The following is a 16,629-nucleotide window of genomic DNA, read 5'->3' as shown; positions in this document are numbered from 1 at the left end:
ACAGTGGACAATGTTAAGCATGTGGAAAATGATTCATCAATTGGGCAGGCCAGAGCGGCTTTATCGGCTGTGTGGCGGTCTGATTCCCTGGTTGGCGCTGGCCGCGGCGAGCTCGTTGCTGCTTGGCTGGGTCTGGGGGTTTGGTTTTGCGCCACCGGATTATCAGCAGGGTAATGGTTTTCGCATCATCTACGTTCATGTACCCGCCGCCATGTGGTCTATGGGAATCTATGTAGCGATGGCGCTGGCGGCGTTTACCGGTGTGGTTTGGCAAATAAAAATGGCGGATTTGGCGGCGGCGGCGATGGCGCCGGTGGGGGCGGTATTTACCTTTATCGCTCTGGTGAGCGGCTCCGCCTGGGGTAAGCCCATGTGGGGCACCTGGTGGGTATGGGATGCTCGCCTGACGTCGGAACTGGTATTGCTGTTTCTGTATTTGGGGGTCATCGCGTTATATAACGCCTTTGAGGATCGGCGTCTGGCCGGACGGGCAGCCGGTATTCTGATCCTGGTGGGGGTGGTGAATATCCCCATCATCCATTATTCGGTGGAGTGGTGGAATACCCTGCATCAGGGATCCACCAATATGCAGCAAAGTATTGACCCCAGTATGCGCACACCGCTGCGCTGGGCGATCCTGGGTTATCTGCTGTTTTTCCTGACGCTGACGCTGATGCGTTTGCGCAACCTGATCCTGCTGCAAGAACGCCATCGTCCCTGGGTGGTGGCATTGGCAACCAAGGAGCATGTGTCATGAGCCCGGCATTCAGTTCCTGGGCGGCCTTTTTTGCCATGGGCGGTTATGCTTTTTATGTCTGGTTGGCGGTGGCCGCGACGTTGCTGCCGCTGGCCGCGCTCATCATTCATACCCTGTGGCGCCGACGGGCATTGTTGTCGGAAATCCGTCGCCAGCAGGCGCGCCTGCTGCGTATCCGCCAGGGTTCGTCCGTTTCCCGGCCGCAAATAACTCCCGCCTCACACTCAGGGGATATCCAATGAATCCTCGCCGTAAAAGCCGTCTCTATTTATTGCTCGGCATGCTGGCGGGCGTTGCGCTGACCGTGACACTGATTCTGTATGCGCTAAGCTCCAATATCGACCTGTTTTATACGCCTCGTGAGATGCTGCTGGGCAAAGGCGAGCAGCATGAATTGCCGCATGTAGGCCAGCGCCTCCGTATCGGCGGCTTGGTCATGCCGGGCAGCGTGCGGCGCGATGCGCAAACACTGAAGGTGAGCTTCAAAATATATGATGCCGCCGGGGCGATTGCGGTAAGTTATGACGGCATCTTGCCGGACCTGTTTCGGGAAGGGCAGGGGGTGGTGGCACAAGGTGTGCTGGGGGACGGTAATCTGGTGCAAGCGAAGGAAGTATTGGCAAAACACGATGAGAATTATACTCCGCCTGAAGTGAAGGAAGATATGAAGAGTTCTGCCGCGCTTCCGTCCGGCGGCTCGCGTTCCTTGAGCTCGCCCTTTCCTAGTGCGCCGGATGCGGGTAAAACCGGTTTCAATATTGCACAAACCAAGGTTGCGCCATGATCCCGGAACTGGGTAATTTCCTGCTCTGCCTGGCTATCGCGCTGGCGCTGTTATTGAGCATCTATCCGCTGTGGGGCGCGGCCCGTCAGGATGCAAGGCTCATGGCAACGGCGCGCCCGCTGGCTTGCGGATTGTTCTTGTGCATCGGCGGAGCCTTTGTTTGTCTGGTGTACGGGTTTGTGGTCAATGATTTCACTCTGAACTATGTGGTGAATAATTCCAATACCCGCTTGCCGCTGTATTACCGCATTGCCGCCACCTGGGGCGCCCATGAGGGGTCATTGCTGCTGTGGGTGCTGCTGCTGAGCTGCTGGACATTGGCGGTGGCGCTGTTCAGCCGCCAAATGCCCGACGAGGCGGTGGGACGTGTACTGGCGGTGATGGGGATGATCAACACCGGTTTTCTCGCCTTTATTTTACTCACCTCCAACCCCTTCAGCCGTACCCTGCCGGATTTTCCCATCGACGGGCACGATTTGAATCCGGTGTTGCAGGATATCGGGTTAATCTTTCATCCGCCATTGCTGTATATGGGATATGTGGGATTTTCCGTGGCCTTTTCCTTCGCCATCGCTTCGCTTATTGCCGGTCGTCTTGATACCGCCTGGGCGCGCTGGTCGCGTCCCTGGACCCAGGCCGCCTGGATTTTTTTGACCATGGGTATCGTGCTCGGCTCCTCCTGGGCCTATTACGAGCTTGGCTGGGGCGGATGGTGGTTCTGGGATCCGGTGGAAAACGCCTCCTTTATGCCCTGGCTGGCGGGGACGGCTTTGTTGCATTCACTGGCGGTGACTGAAAAACGCGGCACCTTCCGATCGTGGACGGTGCTGTTGGCTATCGCCGTGTTCTCCCTCTGTCTGCTGGGGACTTTTCTGGTGCGCTCCGGGGTGCTGGTCTCGGTACACTCTTTTGCCTCCGATCCGGCGCGCGGGATGTTTATCCTGGCGTTTCTGGTGTTGGTGATCGGCGGTTCGCTGCTGCTGTATGCCATCCAGGGGGGGAAGGTGCGCAGCCAGGCGCAAAATGAGCTGTTGTCGCGCGAAAGCTTTTTGTTGAGCAATAACGTGCTGCTGATGGCGGCGATGCTGGTGGTACTGCTGGGCACGCTGCTGCCCCTTATCCATAAGCAGCTTGGCATGGGTAGTATCTCCATCGGCGAACCTTTCTTCAACAGCATGTTCACCTGGCTGATGGCGCCGTTTGCCCTGCTGATGGGGATTGGTCCGCTTATCCGCTGGCGGCGGGATGAAGCGAAAAAATGGATTAAGCGCCTGGGCTGGGCGCTGGCCGCCTGTCTGGTGCTGTCGGTGTTGTTACCCCGGCTGATGGGGGATGATATCCGCGGTATGACCGTGACCGGCCTGATGATGTCCCTTTGGGTGATTATCCTGACCCTGATGGAGCTGCACGAACGCGCCACCCATCGCCACTCGTTCTGGCGCGGACTGGCGCATCTGACCCGCAGCCACTGGGGTATGGTGTTCGGCCATCTGGGGGTGGCGGTAACGGTCATTGGCATCACGTTCAGCCAGAACTACAGTCTGGAACGGGATGTGCGGATGAAAACCGGCGACAGCGTGGATATCCGGGGTTACCGCTTCACGTTCCGGGATTTAAGCAGCCTGGCGGGGCCGAACTATACCGGTGCGGCGGCGGTGTTCGACGTAACGCACAACGGTAAACCGGAGGCCCGGTTACAGGCGGAAAAGCGTTATTACAGCGTGAGCAGGACCGTCACCACAGAAGCGGCCATCAGCGGCGGTTTAACTCGCGATCTGTATGCCGCACTGGGTGAGGAGATGGATGACGGCGCCTGGGCGGTCAGGCTTTATTACAAACCTTTTGTCCGCTGGATCTGGCTGGGAGGGCTGTTGATGGTGGCAGGCGGTTTGTGCTGCCTGGCTGATCCCCGTTACCGTGCCCAGAAAAAGTCCCGGTTAACCGGATCGGCGGAGCTATGAAACGCAGGCTGCTATTCCTCGTCCCGCTGCTTTTGTTCCTGGCGCTGGCGGCGGCCTTTATCGTGCAACTGACCCGTAATGCCCACGGCGATGATCCCACTTTACTGGAGTCGGCGCTTATCGGTAAGCCGGTGCCGGTTTTTACCCTGCAATCCCTGGACAATCCGGCCAAGCGTTACGATCAATCGGTTTTACGCGACGGTAAACCGCTGCTGCTGAATGTGTGGGCCACCTGGTGCCCCACTTGCCGGGCGGAGCACCAATTCCTTAATACGCTGGCGGCGCAAGGTATTAGGGTGGTAGGCATGAATTATAAAGACGACCGGTTTAAGGCGGTGAATTGGCTCAATACCTTGGGCAATCCTTATGCGTTGAGCCTGTATGACGGCGACGGCATGCTGGGGTTGGATCTGGGTGTCTATGGCGCGCCGGAGACCTTTCTTATCGATGGACGGGGCATTATTCGCTATCGGCACGCGGGGGACTTGAACGCCGAGGTCTGGCGGCGGGAAGTGCGGCCGCTCTATGAAAAATATGCCGGGGGGGCCTGAATGCGCTTGCATACTCTGTTTACGGTCCTGGTGTTGATGAGTTTTACCGCCGGCGCCGCCATTGATACCCGGCAGTTCAACAGCGTGGCGCAAGAGCAGCAATATCGGGAATTAACCGAGCAACTGCGTTGCCCCAAATGTCAAAATAACAGCATTGCCGACTCCAATGCGATTATCGCCGCCGATATGCGTACCAAAGTGTACCAGCTGATGCTGCAGGGACAGACTAAACGACAGATCATCGATTACATGGTGGCGCGCTATGGCAATTTCGTCACTTATGAGCCGCCGTTAAATCCCCTGACGCTAATGTTATGGTTCGGACCGCTGCTAGCGGTGGTTATAGGGGGACTGGCGGTGATATTACAGGCCATGCGACGCGGCAGCGGGACGGAATCGCTGTCGTCCGATGAGCGGCGACGTCTGAAGCAGTTGCTGGATAAGCCGGACGGGAAGCAATCATGATAGCCTTGGGTGTGACCATGCTGGTCCTACTGATCCTGGCCGGGGGAGTATTTGTGTTGCCGGCCCTGCGCCACGGTCCTCGTCCCGGCGCGCTGACCCGTGACGGCCTGAATACCCTGTTTTACCGGCGGCGCCTGGACGAGTTGGCCCATGATGAAGCGGAGGGCGTGATTATTGAGCGCTCGCGGCACATAGAGGATTTACAGCAAAATCTGCTGGCGGATATTCCGCCGGGACAGCAAGCGCCCCGGCGCACGCTGAGCGCCTGGGTGATGTTGCCGGGGGTAGTGGCGCTGGTGGTGGTGACCCTGGGTTTTTACGCCGGGACCGGCGGCATGGGACAGCTTTGGCGCTGGCAACGGACGGTGGATGAGCTGCCCGCGCTTCGCGCCCGTATCATGGACCCCAAGGCCCGGCAATTGACGCCGGAGGAGTTGTCGCATTTCGCGGTGGGGCTGCGCGCGTCATTGCAGCGGCAGCCGGACAATCTGCGGGATTGGTTAATTCTCGGACGTATCGGGGTGGTGTTAAAAGACGCGTCCATGGTCACTCATGCCTTCGAGCGAGCCTGGCTGTTAGCGCCGGATGATGAAAGTATTGAGCTCGATTATGCCGACGTGCTGACCCGATCCGCCGATCCGGGAGACAATCTGGACGGCAACCGGCTGCTGCTGCGTTTTGTGCAGCGCCGGCCGGATAATCTTCAGGCTCTGGGCCTGCTGGCCGTCAGCGAGTATCAGCAGAATAATTTTTCGCAGGCTATTATACTCTGGCAGCGTCTGTTGACATTATTACCCGCAAACGATGCCCACGTGGAGATTATCAAGCATAGTATCGCACTGGCTCGCGAGCAATCCGGCCAGGAGACGGCTAAACTCGATGTTACCGTTACGCTGGCGCCGGCGATAGCCGATAAATTACCGCGGCGGGGGGTGCTGTTTATTTCGGCCACCGATGGTAAAAGCCCGCAGCCGGTGGCGGTAAAAACCTTGCCGCTGAGCCGTTTTCCATTATCGTTATCCCTGGACGACAGCAACGCCATGATGCCGGAGCGTTCGCTTTCCGCTCAGGCTCAGCTAAAAGTGCGGGTCAGACTCTCTTTGGACGGTACCGCCGAGGCTAAACCGGGGGATTGGTTTGGCGAGAGCGCCGTACAGGATTTTAACGGCGCCGGCCGGATTGCCGTGCAAATCGATCAACAAGTGCCCTAGAGGCGGGCATAATAATTTAAAACGGAGTCGAATGATGAATTACCGCCTGTCAGGTGTTGCGCTGGCCACAGTATTGATTCTGGGGTGTGCCGGCAAAACCGATCAGTCAGCTCAGAAACGTTCTGATCCGCTGGAAGGGTTTAACCGGACAATGTTCAATTTTAACTACAATGTCCTTGACCCTTATGTGGTGCGTCCGGCGGCGGTGGCCTGGCGCGATTATGTGCCGATGCCGGCGCGTAACGGTCTGAGCAATTTTTTGAGCAATCTTGAAGAACCGGCGTCCATGGTGAACTACTTCGCCGTCGGCAAGCCGTATGAAGCCATGATTCATTTCAACCGCTTCTTCCTGAATACCTTGCTGGGCATGGGTGGGCTGATCGATGTGGCTTCCATGGCGAACCCCAAACTGGCTAAGGAGCAGCCTAGGCGCTTCGGTACGACGCTTGGCACCTATGGCGTGGGATATGGTCCGTATGTGGTGCTGCCCGCTTACGGCAGCTTTACGCCCCGTGAGGATCTTGGCGGCGCGGTGGATAACTTCTATCCGGCCCTCAGTTATCTGACCTGGTGGATGAGCATTGGCAAATTTGTTTTCCAGGGCATAGAAACCCGTGCCGAATTGCTGGATTCGGACAGTCTGCTGCGTAACTCCTCCGACCCGTATGCCTTGGTGCGCGCGGCCTATTTCCAGCGGCACGATTTCCTGGCCAACGGCGGACGTCTGTTACCGCAGGAAAACCCGAACGCACAGGCGATACAAGGAGACCTGAAAAGTATCGATGCGCCTTAGACGGAGGAGGTTCAGCCTTCTGGCCCTTAACGCGTGGCTACGGGGGCGCCGTGATTCAAGCCTCAGTGGTTGCGGGCCTGGCGTGCAGGATGGTTGCTCGGCCGGTGGTTCCAAACGTGCGAAGTGATGCCGCCCGCGGCGGCGATAAGCCGTGGGCAGTGGGTTAACCCCTGTTATCATCTTGGCGGGACGCGTATAATCAACCACAGATACTTCTAAGCTTATTATTGTTAAACAGGTTTATCCTGTGGAGAAAAAACGATGGCCCATTCAATTAATAAATGCAGCGCTGAAGAAACGGCGGCCTGCTGTTGTGTCGACGTCGGTACCATTATCGACAACGAAGATCGCAAGGCGTCTTTCAGCCATGTCTATGAACAACGCCCCCAGGCTGAAGCCATGTTGGCGAAGCTGACGGAAAAAGCCCGTGCGGTGGAATCTGATCCTTGCCAGATAACCAGTCGCATTGAACCCTCTGAAGGCGGCGTAACGTTAACGGCTGATTTCAACTTCAGTTGCGAAGCTGAAAGTTTAATCTTTCAGCTCGGGTTGCGTTAAATTCGCACTATCGCGGGACGGAGAACGGCCCGCGATTAACCCATTCTCTTCATTTATTTTTCCTTTTTTATTTCCCCTTTTCCACTTTAATAGATATTGAATATATTCAAAAAGCTTCATCGTGAAATAAGATTTTTTTCAAAAAAATATACTTTTTATCGTTATTCAATAAAATAAAATGCCTCCTTTCCTTGATGCATTCCTCAATAAATAATAGCAGGTCCTTGTTTAAGGCTTCCCATAAGGAGGAGTAGCGGCGCAAAAAATGTAATGGTTTGATAAGAGCAAATAAAATTTCATACGCCCGCCTGGCTTATGGCGGAACATCGCTGTAATTGCAGGAAGCGAAGCGGTAAAACCGGCGCGTAGGATCCGGCGCGAATCCTCAGTGGTGCGGATTGTCGATTACCTGCTATATTTGAAATTAAGATTAAAAGCATTCGCTGGAATTAGGCACGAAGGTATGCTTATAGTAAGAAGGCAGGTATAACATTAAATTCCCGCCGGAGTTATAGCCACCCGGTCTCTAAGAATTTAACAACTTATTAATTAAAAGCCGTGGCGGCATCGGACGCATGTACTCCTTTGTCAGCAGATTGATTTTTATTAAATGTTTACCACGGGATCGTAATCCATATGAATACCCTTTTTTGCCATAACGCGCGTCAAAATGGGGAGCTTGGGAGGACCACTTGACCCATCCACTTTTATAGCCGTCCGGTCTCTTCCCGATCGACCCGTTGAGTCCCGTGGCCGCATCCGTGGTAAGCCGTTAGGGACTTGGTTGGGGGCCGACAAGTGTCAATTGCAAAAATGTTACTTAACGCGCACCTTTATCTTAAAGTGTTGTCTTATGCTAATAGCCATTACACTCAGTAGGCGTATTTGTTATGACATTTTGTTTTCGGGAGGGGCATCTGTGTTCGATGTGTTGACTACCTAGTGGGTATTGATGTAAAAAACAGCGTTTTATTACGTGATTTCGAGCTCTCAATGCCCGGTCGCTTCGGGGGAACGGTTTGCTATGCGTTTTTGGGTTGTCATAGATTCTCAGAAATAGCGACAGCATATGGCCAAACACGGTAAAACCTGTTTTCCCATGGCGTTTTTTGTCAAATAACAACGGTGCACTATGCAAGTTTTAATTATGCGGCACGGCGACGCTGCGTTAGAAGCCGCCAGTGATGCTGAAAGACCTTTAACTGTTCGTGGCCGTGATGAATCACGCCTGATGGCGAGTTGGTTGACTAGCAAGATTATCGACACCGACCGCGTTTTGGTCAGCCCTTATTTGCGTGCCAGGCAAACGCTGGATGTCATGCGGGAAGAACTGGCGTTGCCCGAAGGTGAAGAGAGCCTGCCGGAGCTGACTCCGGGGGGTGATGTGGCCATGATCTGCTGTTATTTGCAGGCCCTGGCCAATGAGGGGCTGGGAACCGTGCTGGTGATCTCCCATCTGCCGCTGGTGGGGTACCTGGTGGCGGATCTGTGCCCTACGGAGCAGGCGCCGATGTTTGCCACCTCGGCGGTGGCCTGTGTGGATTTGGAGGCGGGCGACGGTAAAGGGGTGTTGAACTGGCAGGTCAGTCCGTCGCAACTGCTCGCGAAGGTTTGAGTCAGCCGTTACCGGCATTGAGGGGTTATTCGTCCAGCTCGATCAACACCAAGAGCGCGGCGTCACCGCCAAAATTTTTCGGCGCCTGATGAAAACCGAGCACGTCGGGATGCTGCGCCAGCCAAAGCGGCGTTTGTTGCTTCAAGATATGTTTACCATGGCCGTGCATGACGCAGGCGCAGTGCACATGTTCCCGCCGGCAGGCGGCCAGCAGCGCACCCAGTTCCTGCTTGGCTTCGGCCTGGGTCATGCCGTGCAGGTCGAGAAATAATTCAGGTATGTAATCACCCCGCCGTAATTTTTTCACCTCGTAGGGGCTTACGTCAGGTCGCATATAGCGGGCCGGCCCTTCGCTCTCCAGCAGCGGCTGGAACTCATCGGAAAAATAAAAACTGGCGTCCACCTGTTCATGCAACAATCGCCGGGCGGGCAGAGTGCTGGTCTTCAACCGCGGTTTGGGCGGTTTGACGGTATCCTGCCGCAAGGGTTTAGTACCGGCCACAGACTCGCGAAACAGATGGCGTTCTTCTTCGGCCAGGTGATATCTTTTTTTCATTCCCCACTCTGCAATTGCTATTTTTAGCAAGTTTACCCTCTCTTTTCCTTTTCCGGCGAACCTTTCCGGCAAAAAAAATGAGGTGAGAGATGTCCCGGGACGGTTATGCCTGCTGCTTTGTGGGGCGCTTCATGGCAAACTACCCGGCAGATGAGATGACAATGCCCTTGCGGAGAGCAAATTGGATAAAATTTTTGTGGATGAAGCGGCCGCCGAGCTGCACACGGTACAGGATCTGCTGCGCTGGACCGTCAGCCGGTTTAATGCAGCGCAGATCTTTTACGGCCACGGCACCGACAATTCCTGGGACGAGGCGGTACAGCTGGTCCTGCCAAGCCTGTTCTTGCCGCTGGATTTTCCTGAGGAGATGTATCACTCACGGCTGACCTCCAGCGAGCGTTACCGCATTGTGGAGCGGGTGGTCCGCCGGGTTAACGAACGTATTCCGGTGCCTTATCTGACGAATAAAGCCTGGTTTTGCGGGCTGGAATTTTATGTGGACGAGCGGGTACTGATTCCCCGTTCCCCTATCGGCGAACTGATAGACGACCGCTTCCATGATTTGTTGCCCGGCCCGCCGACCCATATCCTTGATATGTGCACCGGCAGCGGCTGCATCGCTATCGCCTGCGCATTTGCTTTTCCGGAGGCGGAAGTGGATGCGGTGGATATTTCCGGCGACGTGCTGTCGGTGGCGGAAATGAATATTCAGTCCTATGACTTGGATCAACGGGTGACGCCAATCCGTTCCGATTTGTTCCGTGAGCTGCCGGCGCTACAATATGACCTGATAGTCACCAATCCCCCGTATGTGGATGAAGAGGACATGAGCGACCTGCCGCAGGAGTTTCGGGCGGAACCGGTATTGGGCCTGGCGGCGGGCAGCGATGGACTGAAATTGGTGCGCCGCATTCTGTCCGCCGCGCCGAACTACCTGAGCGAGGACGGGGTATTGATTTGCGAAGTGGGTAACAGCATGGTTCATCTGTTGGAACAATACCCCGACATCCCTTTCAGGTGGCTGACCTTCAACCACGGCGGCGACGGCGTCTTTATGCTGACACGGGCGCAGCTGGCGGCCTGTAGCGGGACCTTCGCATTGTATCGGGACTGATTGGTATCGGAATTGTTTGGCGGGCATCGCTCCACGTGAGCGGGGGTAGTCTTCAAGGTCCTACTCTTATGGCAAAAAACCGGTCAGGGTTAATTACTTATTGTGGTTAAACAAAGGAGTCCCGATGGCAGGGAACAGTATTGGCGAATTATTTCGTGTCACGACCTTTGGCGAATCCCACGGGGTGGCGCTGGGGTGCGTGGTTGACGGCGTTCCCCCCGGTATCCCGCTGACGGAAGCCGATTTACAGCACGATCTCGACAGGCGGCGGCCCGGCACCTCCCGCTATACCACGGCGCGGCGCGAGCCTGACCAGGTGCGGATCTTGTCCGGGGTGTTCGAAGGCGTCACCACCGGCACCAGTATCGGATTACTGATCGAAAACACCGACCAGAGATCGCAGGATTACAGCGCCATCAAAGACGTGTTCCGTCCAGGCCATGCGGACTACAGCTATGAAATGAAATATGGCCTGCGCGATTACCGCGGCGGCGGACGCTCCTCGGCGCGGGAAACCGCGATGCGGGTGGCGGCGGGGGCGATTGCGAAAAAATACCTGGCGCAAAAACACGGCGTCCTGGTGCGGGGATATCTGGCGCAGATTGGCGATATCCGCTGTGAGTTGAAAGCCTGGGAACAGGTGGAACAAAATCCGTTTTTTTGTCCCGATCCCGACCAGTTGGACGCGCTGGATACCCTGATGCGCAACCTGAAAAAAGACGGCGATTCCATCGGCGCCAAGGTGACAGTGGTGGCTGAGCGCGTGCCGGCCGGTCTGGGTGAGCCGGTATTCGATCGTCTGGATGCCGATTTGGCCCATGCCCTGATGAGCATCAATGCGGTAAAAGGGGTGGAAATCGGCGACGGGTTCGCCGTGGTCACCAAACGCGGCAGCGAAAACCGCGACGAAATCACGCCGGCGGGTTTTGTCAGCAATCATGCGGGCGGGGTGCTGGGCGGTATCAGCAGCGGGCAAACGATCATTGCCCATATCGCGATGAAACCCACCTCCAGTATCATGGTGCCCGGCCGTACCATCAACCGCCAGGGCGAACAGGTGGAAATGGTGACCCGTGGCCGGCATGATCCCTGTGTCGGCATCCGCGCGGTGCCCATCGCCGAAGCCATGATGGCCATCGTGCTGATGGATCATCTATTGCGGCAGCGCGCGCAAAACGGCGATGTCGTCCCAACCCTGCCCCGGTGGTAAAAAATGCGACAATGGATAGTCGGGTTATTGGCCGTGCTGGCCTTCAACGCCTTCGCGGCTCCAACGCCCTGGCAGAGAATCATCCATCCGGTGGCCGGCAGTCCGCAGGCAATCGGCGCTTTCGCTAACGGCTGTATTATCGGCGCCCAACCGTTGCAACTGGAGGCGGCGAATTACCAGGTGTTGCGTCCGGATCAGCGACGTTATTTCGGCCATCCCGACCTGCTGCTGTTTATCCTGCGGTTGAGCAATCAGGTCAGGAATCTGGGGCTGGGAGAGGTGCTGGTGGGGGATATGGCGATGCCTGCCGGCGGCCGCTTCAGCACTGGCCATGCCAGCCATCAGTCCGGGCTGGATGCGGATATCTGGCTGCAAACGCCGCGTCAACGCTGGACGGCGCAAGAACTGCTGAAACCACAGCCGCTGGATTTAGTGGCGGCGGACGGGCGGGACATTAATTCGCGCCTGTGGCAGCCGCAGACCATGATGCTGATCAAGCTGGCGGCCCAGGATAGCGACGTGACGCGGATTTTTGTCAACCCGGCCATTAAAAAACAGCTGTGCCGCGTCGCCGGGCCGGATAGCGCCTGGCTGACCAAGGTGCGGCCGTGGTTCGGTCACCGCGCCCATATGCATGTGCGTCTGCGCTGTCCGCCCGATAGCCGGGAGTGCCAGGATCAGCCCCCGCCGCCGGCCGGCGACGGTTGCGGCGCCGAATTGGACAGCTGGTTCCTGCCGCCCAAGCCCGGCAAGCCGCCGGTGAAAAAGGCGCCGCCGCCGCTGCCGCCGTCGTGCCAGGCACTGCTGGATAACCATCTGGTGGCTGACTGAAAAGGCGTGACCTGCGCAGCTTTATGTAAACAGTAGGCGGATGGGCGGCCGGGCACGGCCAGTCAAAATAGTCACGGATAAAACATGGATTGGTTAGCGGTTTCACCCCCGGTATTGCTACTGCTGTTCGGCGTGGCAATCTTTGCCGGGTTTATTGATTCCATTGCCGGCGGCGGCGGTTTGATTACCGTGCCGGTGCTGCTGGCGGCGGGATTACCGCCTGCTCAAGCGCTGGGCACCAACAAACTTCAATCGGTGGGCGGCTCTTTTTCCGCCAGCCTCTACTTTATTCGCCGACGGGCGGTGGATCTCGGCGGGCAAAAACTCACCATCGCCATGACGTTTATCGGCTCCATGACCGGCGCTATCCTGATTCAGCATCTGCAGGCTGGTTTGCTGCGTCAGGTCCTCCCGCTGCTGGTCATCGGCATCGGCCTGTATTTCCTGCTGATGCCGCGTATCGGCGAGGAGGATAGGCAGCGTCGCTTATCCCCCTGGCCGTTCGCCCTGGCGGCCGGTTGCGGAGTGGGATTTTACGACGGATTTTTCGGCCCCGGCGCCGGCTCGTTTTATGCCCTGGCCTATGTAACGCTGTGCGGTTTTAATCTGGCCAAATCCACCGCCCATGCCAAGGTACTGAATTTTACCTCCAACCTCGGCGGTCTGATCCTGTTTATAGTTGCGGGTAAACTGGTGTGGAGCGTAGGATTTGTCATGCTGGCCGGCCAGATAATCGGAGCCCGGCTGGGCGCCCGCATGGTATTGACCAAAGGGCAAAAATTGATTCGTCCGATGATTGTGGTGGTCTCGCTGTTGATGAGCATAAAACTTCTCTATGACAGCCATGGCGCCGATATCACGTTGTGGCTCACCTCCCATTGGTAAAATACAAAGAAATTATGCGAACCGAAACCCATCATTATCAGCAGTTAATCGAGATATTCCATCGATGTTTCGCCGACAGCCTCAATACCCGGTTGGTCAAGGGGGATGAGGAGCCGATCTACCTGCCGGCTGATGAACTGATTCCTTATCATCGTATTGTGTTCGCCCATGGTTATTATGCCAGCGCATTACATGAAATCGCCCATTGGTGTGTGGCCGGAGCGTCCCGCCGTCTGCAGGTTGATTTCGGCTATTGGTATTGTCCCGACGGGCGGGACGCGCCGACCCAGCGGCAATTCGAGCAGGTGGAAATCAAACCGCAGGCGCTGGAATGGCTGTTTTGTGTCGCGGCGGGCTTTCCCTTCAATGTCAGCTGCGATAATCTCAGTGGAAATTGTGAACCGGACCGCATGGCTTTTCAGGGCCAGGTGCACGGCAAGGTTATGGACTATTTATCCCGCGGTATCCCTCAACGGGCGGCCCGTTTTATCGGGGCATTGCAGTCATTTTACCAAACAGCGCCGTTAACGCCGGCGCTGTTTCGCCATCCCGCCGATCTCGCGGCGGTTTCGGCGCGGAATAATCAATAGAGGACATTTGATGATCGCAGATTTTGAAGCGCGTATCCTGGCGTTAATTGACGACATGGTGGAACATGCCAGTGATGACGAATTGTTTGCCGGCGGCTATCTGCGCGGCCACCTGACGCTGGCGGTGGCCGAAGCCGAGGAGAACGATGAGCATACCCTTGAGGCCCTGCATGAACGGGTTCAGGGCGGTATTAATAAAGCCATCGGCAACGGTGAGCTGTCGCCGCCGGATCAGGTTCTGGTATTGGGTATGTGGCACAAGCTGTATGAGCGCGCGAAAATCTGAATTGACCTCTTACCAAAGGTAAACGAAACTGAATTATCCGCCCCGACAGCGCTATTAATCACGTAAAATCCCTACCCTGTGGTCACAGGTTTGCAGGCCGGCGGTGTGGATGATTCAGATTCTCTCCGGTTGGGCCGCGATCGGCCTGGCCGGGGGGCAATGACATAGACATTGTTGCCGCTCGATTTCATCTTCCCCGATCTCTTGCCCCGTGATTCGCCTTCTTAAGCCTGACCGCAGCTGCGGCAACGTTGCCCAGGCGGTGTTCCCGCCAAAAAAAACGACCGGAAAGGAGTTTTTGCCAAGCGAACCAGCTCTTCTCCCCGGATGATCATGATCTCTTCGGCCCGGGATCGATCGGCGGTCAATGGATGCTTAATTATAAGGAAGGTTGATGTCTATCAAATTCTCTCCCCCTAAAAGCCTGCCCGGATATCGCGGTTTTGCACGTCTGGTGCCGATTTTCACACTGGCGGCCTTTAATAGCGTCGCCGCGCAATCCCTGCCGCTGGAAGAGAGTGAGGATCCACGGCGAAAAATCGAAGATGCGGATGTTATCACCGTCACCGCTCCCCGGGGATCGCCGCTGACGGTGGTCACTTCTCCCAGAACACCGCGACAGCCGGTGCCGGCAAGCGATGGCGCCGACTACCTGAAAACCATTCCGGGATTTTCCCAGGTCCGCAACGGCGGAACCAACGGCGATCCGGTTTTTCGCGGCATGTTCGGTTCGCGCTTGAAGATTCTGGCCTCCGGGGCGGAAGTTCTCGGCGCCTGTCCCGGCCGCATGGATGCGCCTACCGCCTATATCTCGCCGGAAAGCTTTGACCTGCTGACCCTGGTAAAAGGTCCGCAGACCGTGTTATGGGGTCCCGGAGCCTCGGCGGGCGTCGTGCGTTTCGAACGCATTCGTCCCCACTTCGCTAACGGGGGCGCCGCTGCCGATGCCGGCCTGTTGGCGGGGTCCCATCGGCGTCTCGATAAAAATATCGATGCCCGCCTGGGTAACGAACAGGGATATGTGCAGCTTATCGGCACACAATCACGGGCCGGGGATTATCGGGACGGCGCATCCCGGCGCATCCCGTCCCGCTGGAATAAATGGAGCGGCGACGTGGCGCTGGGCTGGACGCCGGGCGTCGACACGCTGGTGGAGGTCAGCGGTGGAAAAAGCGACGGCGAGGCCAGTTATGCCGGTCGGGGCATGGACGGTTCGCAGTTCAAGCACGAACGCCTCGGCGTCCGTTTCGAAAAACAGGGGATTGGTCAGGTGCTGGATAAAGTGGAAGCGCAGCTCTACTACGGCTATGCCAACCATGTCATGGACAATACCACCCTGCGTACCCCCGGCAAACAGCCGGGCTGCTGCTGCAAGCCAACGCAGCATGGGATGAATGCCGCCAAACGCAAGAACCTGGATCGGCGCACCGCCGGGGGCCGGGTCACGACCGACTGGTTATGGCAGGACCTGAAGCTGCAATCCGGTGTGGGTATGCAGGCCGATAGCCATCGCGGCAAAACCAACGGGACCTGGGTTAAAGACGCCCATTTTGCCGATTACGGCCTGTTCGGTGAACTGACATGGTTTGCCGGCGGGCCGAGCCGCTATATCGGCGGGGTGCGTCTGGATCAACATCGGGGAGAAAAATTCGGTTATGGCGGCGAGCAATCCCGTTCGGCCGTCGCTACCGCCGGGTTTGTCCGTTACGAGCACAGGCCCGCCGCGCTGCCGTTCATGTTGTATGCCGGATTGGGTTATACCGAGCGCTTTCCTGACTATTGGGAGCTGTTTTCTCCCTCATACGGGCCCGGCGGCGGCAATCCTTTCAACACCCTTAAAAGTGAAAAGACCAGCCAAATCGATGTGGGCGCCCACTATATTGGCGAAAAATACAATGGCTGGATCTCGGCTTACCTGGGCCGGGTCAATGATTTTATCCTGATCAAATACGATCCGAAAAACGCCAACCGCAGCCAGGCCGATAATACCGATGCGGTCATCATGGGCGGCGAGCTGGGGATGGAATATCAGATAACCGAACGGTGGAAAACCGATGCCGCCCTGGCTTACTCGTGGGGTAAAAATAGCCGTGACGGCCGGCCGTTGCCGCAGATACCGCCCCTGGAGGCGCGGTTCGGGCTGGTGTATGAAAGGGAGCATTGGAGCGCTGCCGGGTTATGGCGCGTTGTCGGCAGCCAGCACCGGATAGCGTTGAACGAAGGCAACGTGGTGGGGAAAGACTATGATGCCGGCGCGGGTTTCGGCGTGCTGTCGGCCAACGTCGCGTTTAAGCTGACCAAACAGGTGAAGATAAGCAGCGGCATCGATAATATCTTCAATAAACGCTACAGCGAGCACCTGAACCTGGCGGGGAACAGCGGTTTTGGCTATTCCGCCAATGAGCCGGTGAATGAACCGGGCCGAACGGTGTGGGCTAAACTGAACGTCTCTTTTTGAGCCG

18 protein-coding genes are annotated in these 16,629 nt (G+C 56.9%); 17 read left to right on the top strand and 1 reads right to left on the bottom strand.

Features of this window, described 5'->3' with window-relative positions; translation table 11 throughout:
• Positions 1-19: 19 nt before the first annotated feature.
• The 10 genes from HB631_RS03850 (at position 20) to sixA (ending at position 8,695) form a co-directional block, all read left to right on the top strand.
• Entirely contained in the window at positions 20-757 is a 738-nt protein-coding gene (locus HB631_RS03850) for a heme ABC transporter permease (protein ID WP_213989842.1), read from the top strand.
• A complete protein-coding gene (ccmD, locus tag HB631_RS03845; protein ID WP_213989841.1) occupies positions 754-999 on the top strand; it encodes a heme exporter protein CcmD in 246 nt (81 codons plus the stop codon). Before HB631_RS03850 ends, ccmD begins: the two co-directional genes overlap by 4 nt.
• A complete protein-coding gene (ccmE, locus tag HB631_RS03840) occupies positions 996-1,541 on the top strand; it encodes a cytochrome c maturation protein CcmE (RefSeq protein ID WP_213989840.1) in 546 nt (181 codons plus the stop codon). Before ccmD ends, ccmE begins: the two co-directional genes overlap by 4 nt.
• A complete protein-coding gene (locus tag HB631_RS03835) occupies positions 1,538-3,502 on the top strand; it encodes a heme lyase CcmF/NrfE family subunit (RefSeq protein ID WP_213989839.1) in 1,965 nt (654 codons plus the stop codon). Before ccmE ends, HB631_RS03835 begins: the two co-directional genes overlap by 4 nt.
• The gene (locus HB631_RS03830; RefSeq protein WP_213989838.1) at positions 3,499-4,053 is read left to right on the top strand and encodes a DsbE family thiol:disulfide interchange protein; all 555 of its coding nucleotides are present in this window, start codon (positions 3,499-3,501) and stop codon (positions 4,051-4,053) included. Before HB631_RS03835 ends, HB631_RS03830 begins: the two co-directional genes overlap by 4 nt.
• Positions 4,054-4,518 (top strand): cytochrome c-type biogenesis protein, encoded by a 465-nt coding sequence (locus HB631_RS03825; RefSeq protein WP_213989837.1) that lies wholly within the window; start codon positions 4,054-4,056, stop codon positions 4,516-4,518.
• Entirely contained in the window at positions 4,518-5,729 is a 1,212-nt protein-coding gene (gene ccmI / locus HB631_RS03820; protein WP_213990134.1) for a c-type cytochrome biogenesis protein CcmI, read from the top strand. The genes HB631_RS03825 and ccmI overlap by 1 nt, the downstream gene beginning before the upstream one ends.
• Before the next feature lie 34 nt (positions 5,730-5,763).
• Positions 5,764-6,522: a phospholipid-binding lipoprotein MlaA gene (gene mlaA / locus HB631_RS03815; RefSeq protein ID WP_213990133.1), complete on the top strand. Its 759-nt coding sequence runs from the start codon at positions 5,764-5,766 to the stop codon at positions 6,520-6,522.
• 261 nt (positions 6,523-6,783) lie between these two features.
• On the top strand, positions 6,784-7,080 hold the full coding sequence (locus HB631_RS03810; protein WP_213989836.1) for a YfcZ/YiiS family protein: 297 nt from the start codon (positions 6,784-6,786) through the stop codon (positions 7,078-7,080).
• 1,132 nt (positions 7,081-8,212) lie between these two features.
• Complete coding sequence (gene sixA, locus HB631_RS03805) at positions 8,213-8,695, top strand: phosphohistidine phosphatase SixA (RefSeq protein ID WP_213989835.1); 483 nt, start codon at positions 8,213-8,215, stop codon at positions 8,693-8,695.
• 25 nt (positions 8,696-8,720) lie between these two features.
• Here sixA and smrB read toward each other — a convergent pair whose 3' ends face one another.
• The gene (gene smrB / locus HB631_RS03800; RefSeq protein WP_213989834.1) at positions 8,721-9,251 is read right to left on the bottom strand and encodes an endonuclease SmrB; all 531 of its coding nucleotides are present in this window, start codon (positions 9,249-9,251) and stop codon (positions 8,721-8,723) included.
• 181 nt (positions 9,252-9,432) lie between these two features.
• Here smrB and prmB point away from each other — a divergent pair, with 181 nt between their 5' ends.
• From prmB to HB631_RS03765, 7 genes are all read left to right on the top strand, one after another.
• Positions 9,433-10,365, top strand: coding sequence for a 50S ribosomal protein L3 N(5)-glutamine methyltransferase (prmB, locus tag HB631_RS03795; RefSeq protein WP_213989833.1), 933 nt, complete (start codon positions 9,433-9,435; stop codon positions 10,363-10,365).
• A 124-nt stretch (positions 10,366-10,489) separates the two neighbouring features.
• On the top strand, positions 10,490-11,575 hold the full coding sequence (aroC, locus tag HB631_RS03790) for a chorismate synthase (RefSeq protein WP_213989832.1): 1,086 nt from the start codon (positions 10,490-10,492) through the stop codon (positions 11,573-11,575).
• A gap of 3 nt (positions 11,576-11,578) precedes the next feature.
• Positions 11,579-12,406, top strand: a complete 828-nt coding sequence (gene mepA / locus HB631_RS03785) for a penicillin-insensitive murein endopeptidase (protein ID WP_213989831.1) — start codon at positions 11,579-11,581, stop codon at positions 12,404-12,406.
• Between the two features lie 84 nt (positions 12,407-12,490).
• The gene (locus tag HB631_RS03780; protein WP_213989830.1) at positions 12,491-13,291 is read left to right on the top strand and encodes a sulfite exporter TauE/SafE family protein; all 801 of its coding nucleotides are present in this window, start codon (positions 12,491-12,493) and stop codon (positions 13,289-13,291) included.
• A gap of 14 nt (positions 13,292-13,305) precedes the next feature.
• A complete protein-coding gene (locus HB631_RS03775; RefSeq protein WP_213989829.1) occupies positions 13,306-13,881 on the top strand; it encodes an elongation factor P hydroxylase in 576 nt (191 codons plus the stop codon).
• Between the two features lie 10 nt (positions 13,882-13,891).
• On the top strand, positions 13,892-14,167 hold the full coding sequence (locus HB631_RS03770) for a YfcL family protein (RefSeq protein WP_213989828.1): 276 nt from the start codon (positions 13,892-13,894) through the stop codon (positions 14,165-14,167).
• A gap of 394 nt (positions 14,168-14,561) precedes the next feature.
• The gene (locus HB631_RS03765) at positions 14,562-16,625 is read left to right on the top strand and encodes a TonB-dependent copper receptor (protein WP_213989827.1); all 2,064 of its coding nucleotides are present in this window, start codon (positions 14,562-14,564) and stop codon (positions 16,623-16,625) included.
• Positions 16,626-16,629 lie beyond the last annotated feature (4 nt).

It is taken from the genome of Sodalis sp. dw_96, from assembly GCF_018449575.1.
In the GTDB taxonomy this organism is placed as follows: Bacteria; Pseudomonadota; Gammaproteobacteria; order Enterobacterales; family Enterobacteriaceae; genus Acerihabitans.
Note: the sequence above shows the minus strand (reverse complement) of the source record. Positions and strands in the feature narration are given on the sequence as shown.

Excerpts from the sequence above, each read along its gene's own strand:
- HB631_RS03850 (WP_213989842.1), top strand. The coding sequence starts at position 20 with ATGTGGAAAATGATTCATCAATTGGGCAGGCCAGAGCGGCTTTATCGG.
- ccmD (WP_213989841.1), top strand. The coding sequence starts at position 754 with ATGAGCCCGGCATTCAGTTCCTGGGCGGCCTTTTTTGCCATGGGCGGT.
- ccmE (WP_213989840.1), top strand. The coding sequence starts at position 996 with ATGAATCCTCGCCGTAAAAGCCGTCTCTATTTATTGCTCGGCATGCTG.
- HB631_RS03835 (WP_213989839.1), top strand. The coding sequence starts at position 1,538 with ATGATCCCGGAACTGGGTAATTTCCTGCTCTGCCTGGCTATCGCGCTG.
- HB631_RS03830 (WP_213989838.1), top strand. The coding sequence starts at position 3,499 with ATGAAACGCAGGCTGCTATTCCTCGTCCCGCTGCTTTTGTTCCTGGCG.
- HB631_RS03825 (WP_213989837.1), top strand. The coding sequence starts at position 4,054 with ATGCGCTTGCATACTCTGTTTACGGTCCTGGTGTTGATGAGTTTTACC.
- mlaA (WP_213990133.1), top strand. The coding sequence starts at position 5,764 with ATGAATTACCGCCTGTCAGGTGTTGCGCTGGCCACAGTATTGATTCTG.
- HB631_RS03810 (WP_213989836.1), top strand. The coding sequence starts at position 6,784 with ATGGCCCATTCAATTAATAAATGCAGCGCTGAAGAAACGGCGGCCTGC.
- sixA (WP_213989835.1), top strand. The coding sequence starts at position 8,213 with ATGCAAGTTTTAATTATGCGGCACGGCGACGCTGCGTTAGAAGCCGCC.
- smrB (WP_213989834.1), bottom strand. The coding sequence starts at position 9,251 with ATGAAAAAAAGATATCACCTGGCCGAAGAAGAACGCCATCTGTTTCGC.
- aroC (WP_213989832.1), top strand. The coding sequence starts at position 10,490 with ATGGCAGGGAACAGTATTGGCGAATTATTTCGTGTCACGACCTTTGGC.
- mepA (WP_213989831.1), top strand. The coding sequence starts at position 11,579 with ATGCGACAATGGATAGTCGGGTTATTGGCCGTGCTGGCCTTCAACGCC.
- HB631_RS03780 (WP_213989830.1), top strand. The coding sequence starts at position 12,491 with ATGGATTGGTTAGCGGTTTCACCCCCGGTATTGCTACTGCTGTTCGGC.
- HB631_RS03775 (WP_213989829.1), top strand. The coding sequence starts at position 13,306 with ATGCGAACCGAAACCCATCATTATCAGCAGTTAATCGAGATATTCCAT.
- HB631_RS03770 (WP_213989828.1), top strand. The coding sequence starts at position 13,892 with ATGATCGCAGATTTTGAAGCGCGTATCCTGGCGTTAATTGACGACATG.
- HB631_RS03765 (WP_213989827.1), top strand. The coding sequence starts at position 14,562 with ATGTCTATCAAATTCTCTCCCCCTAAAAGCCTGCCCGGATATCGCGGT.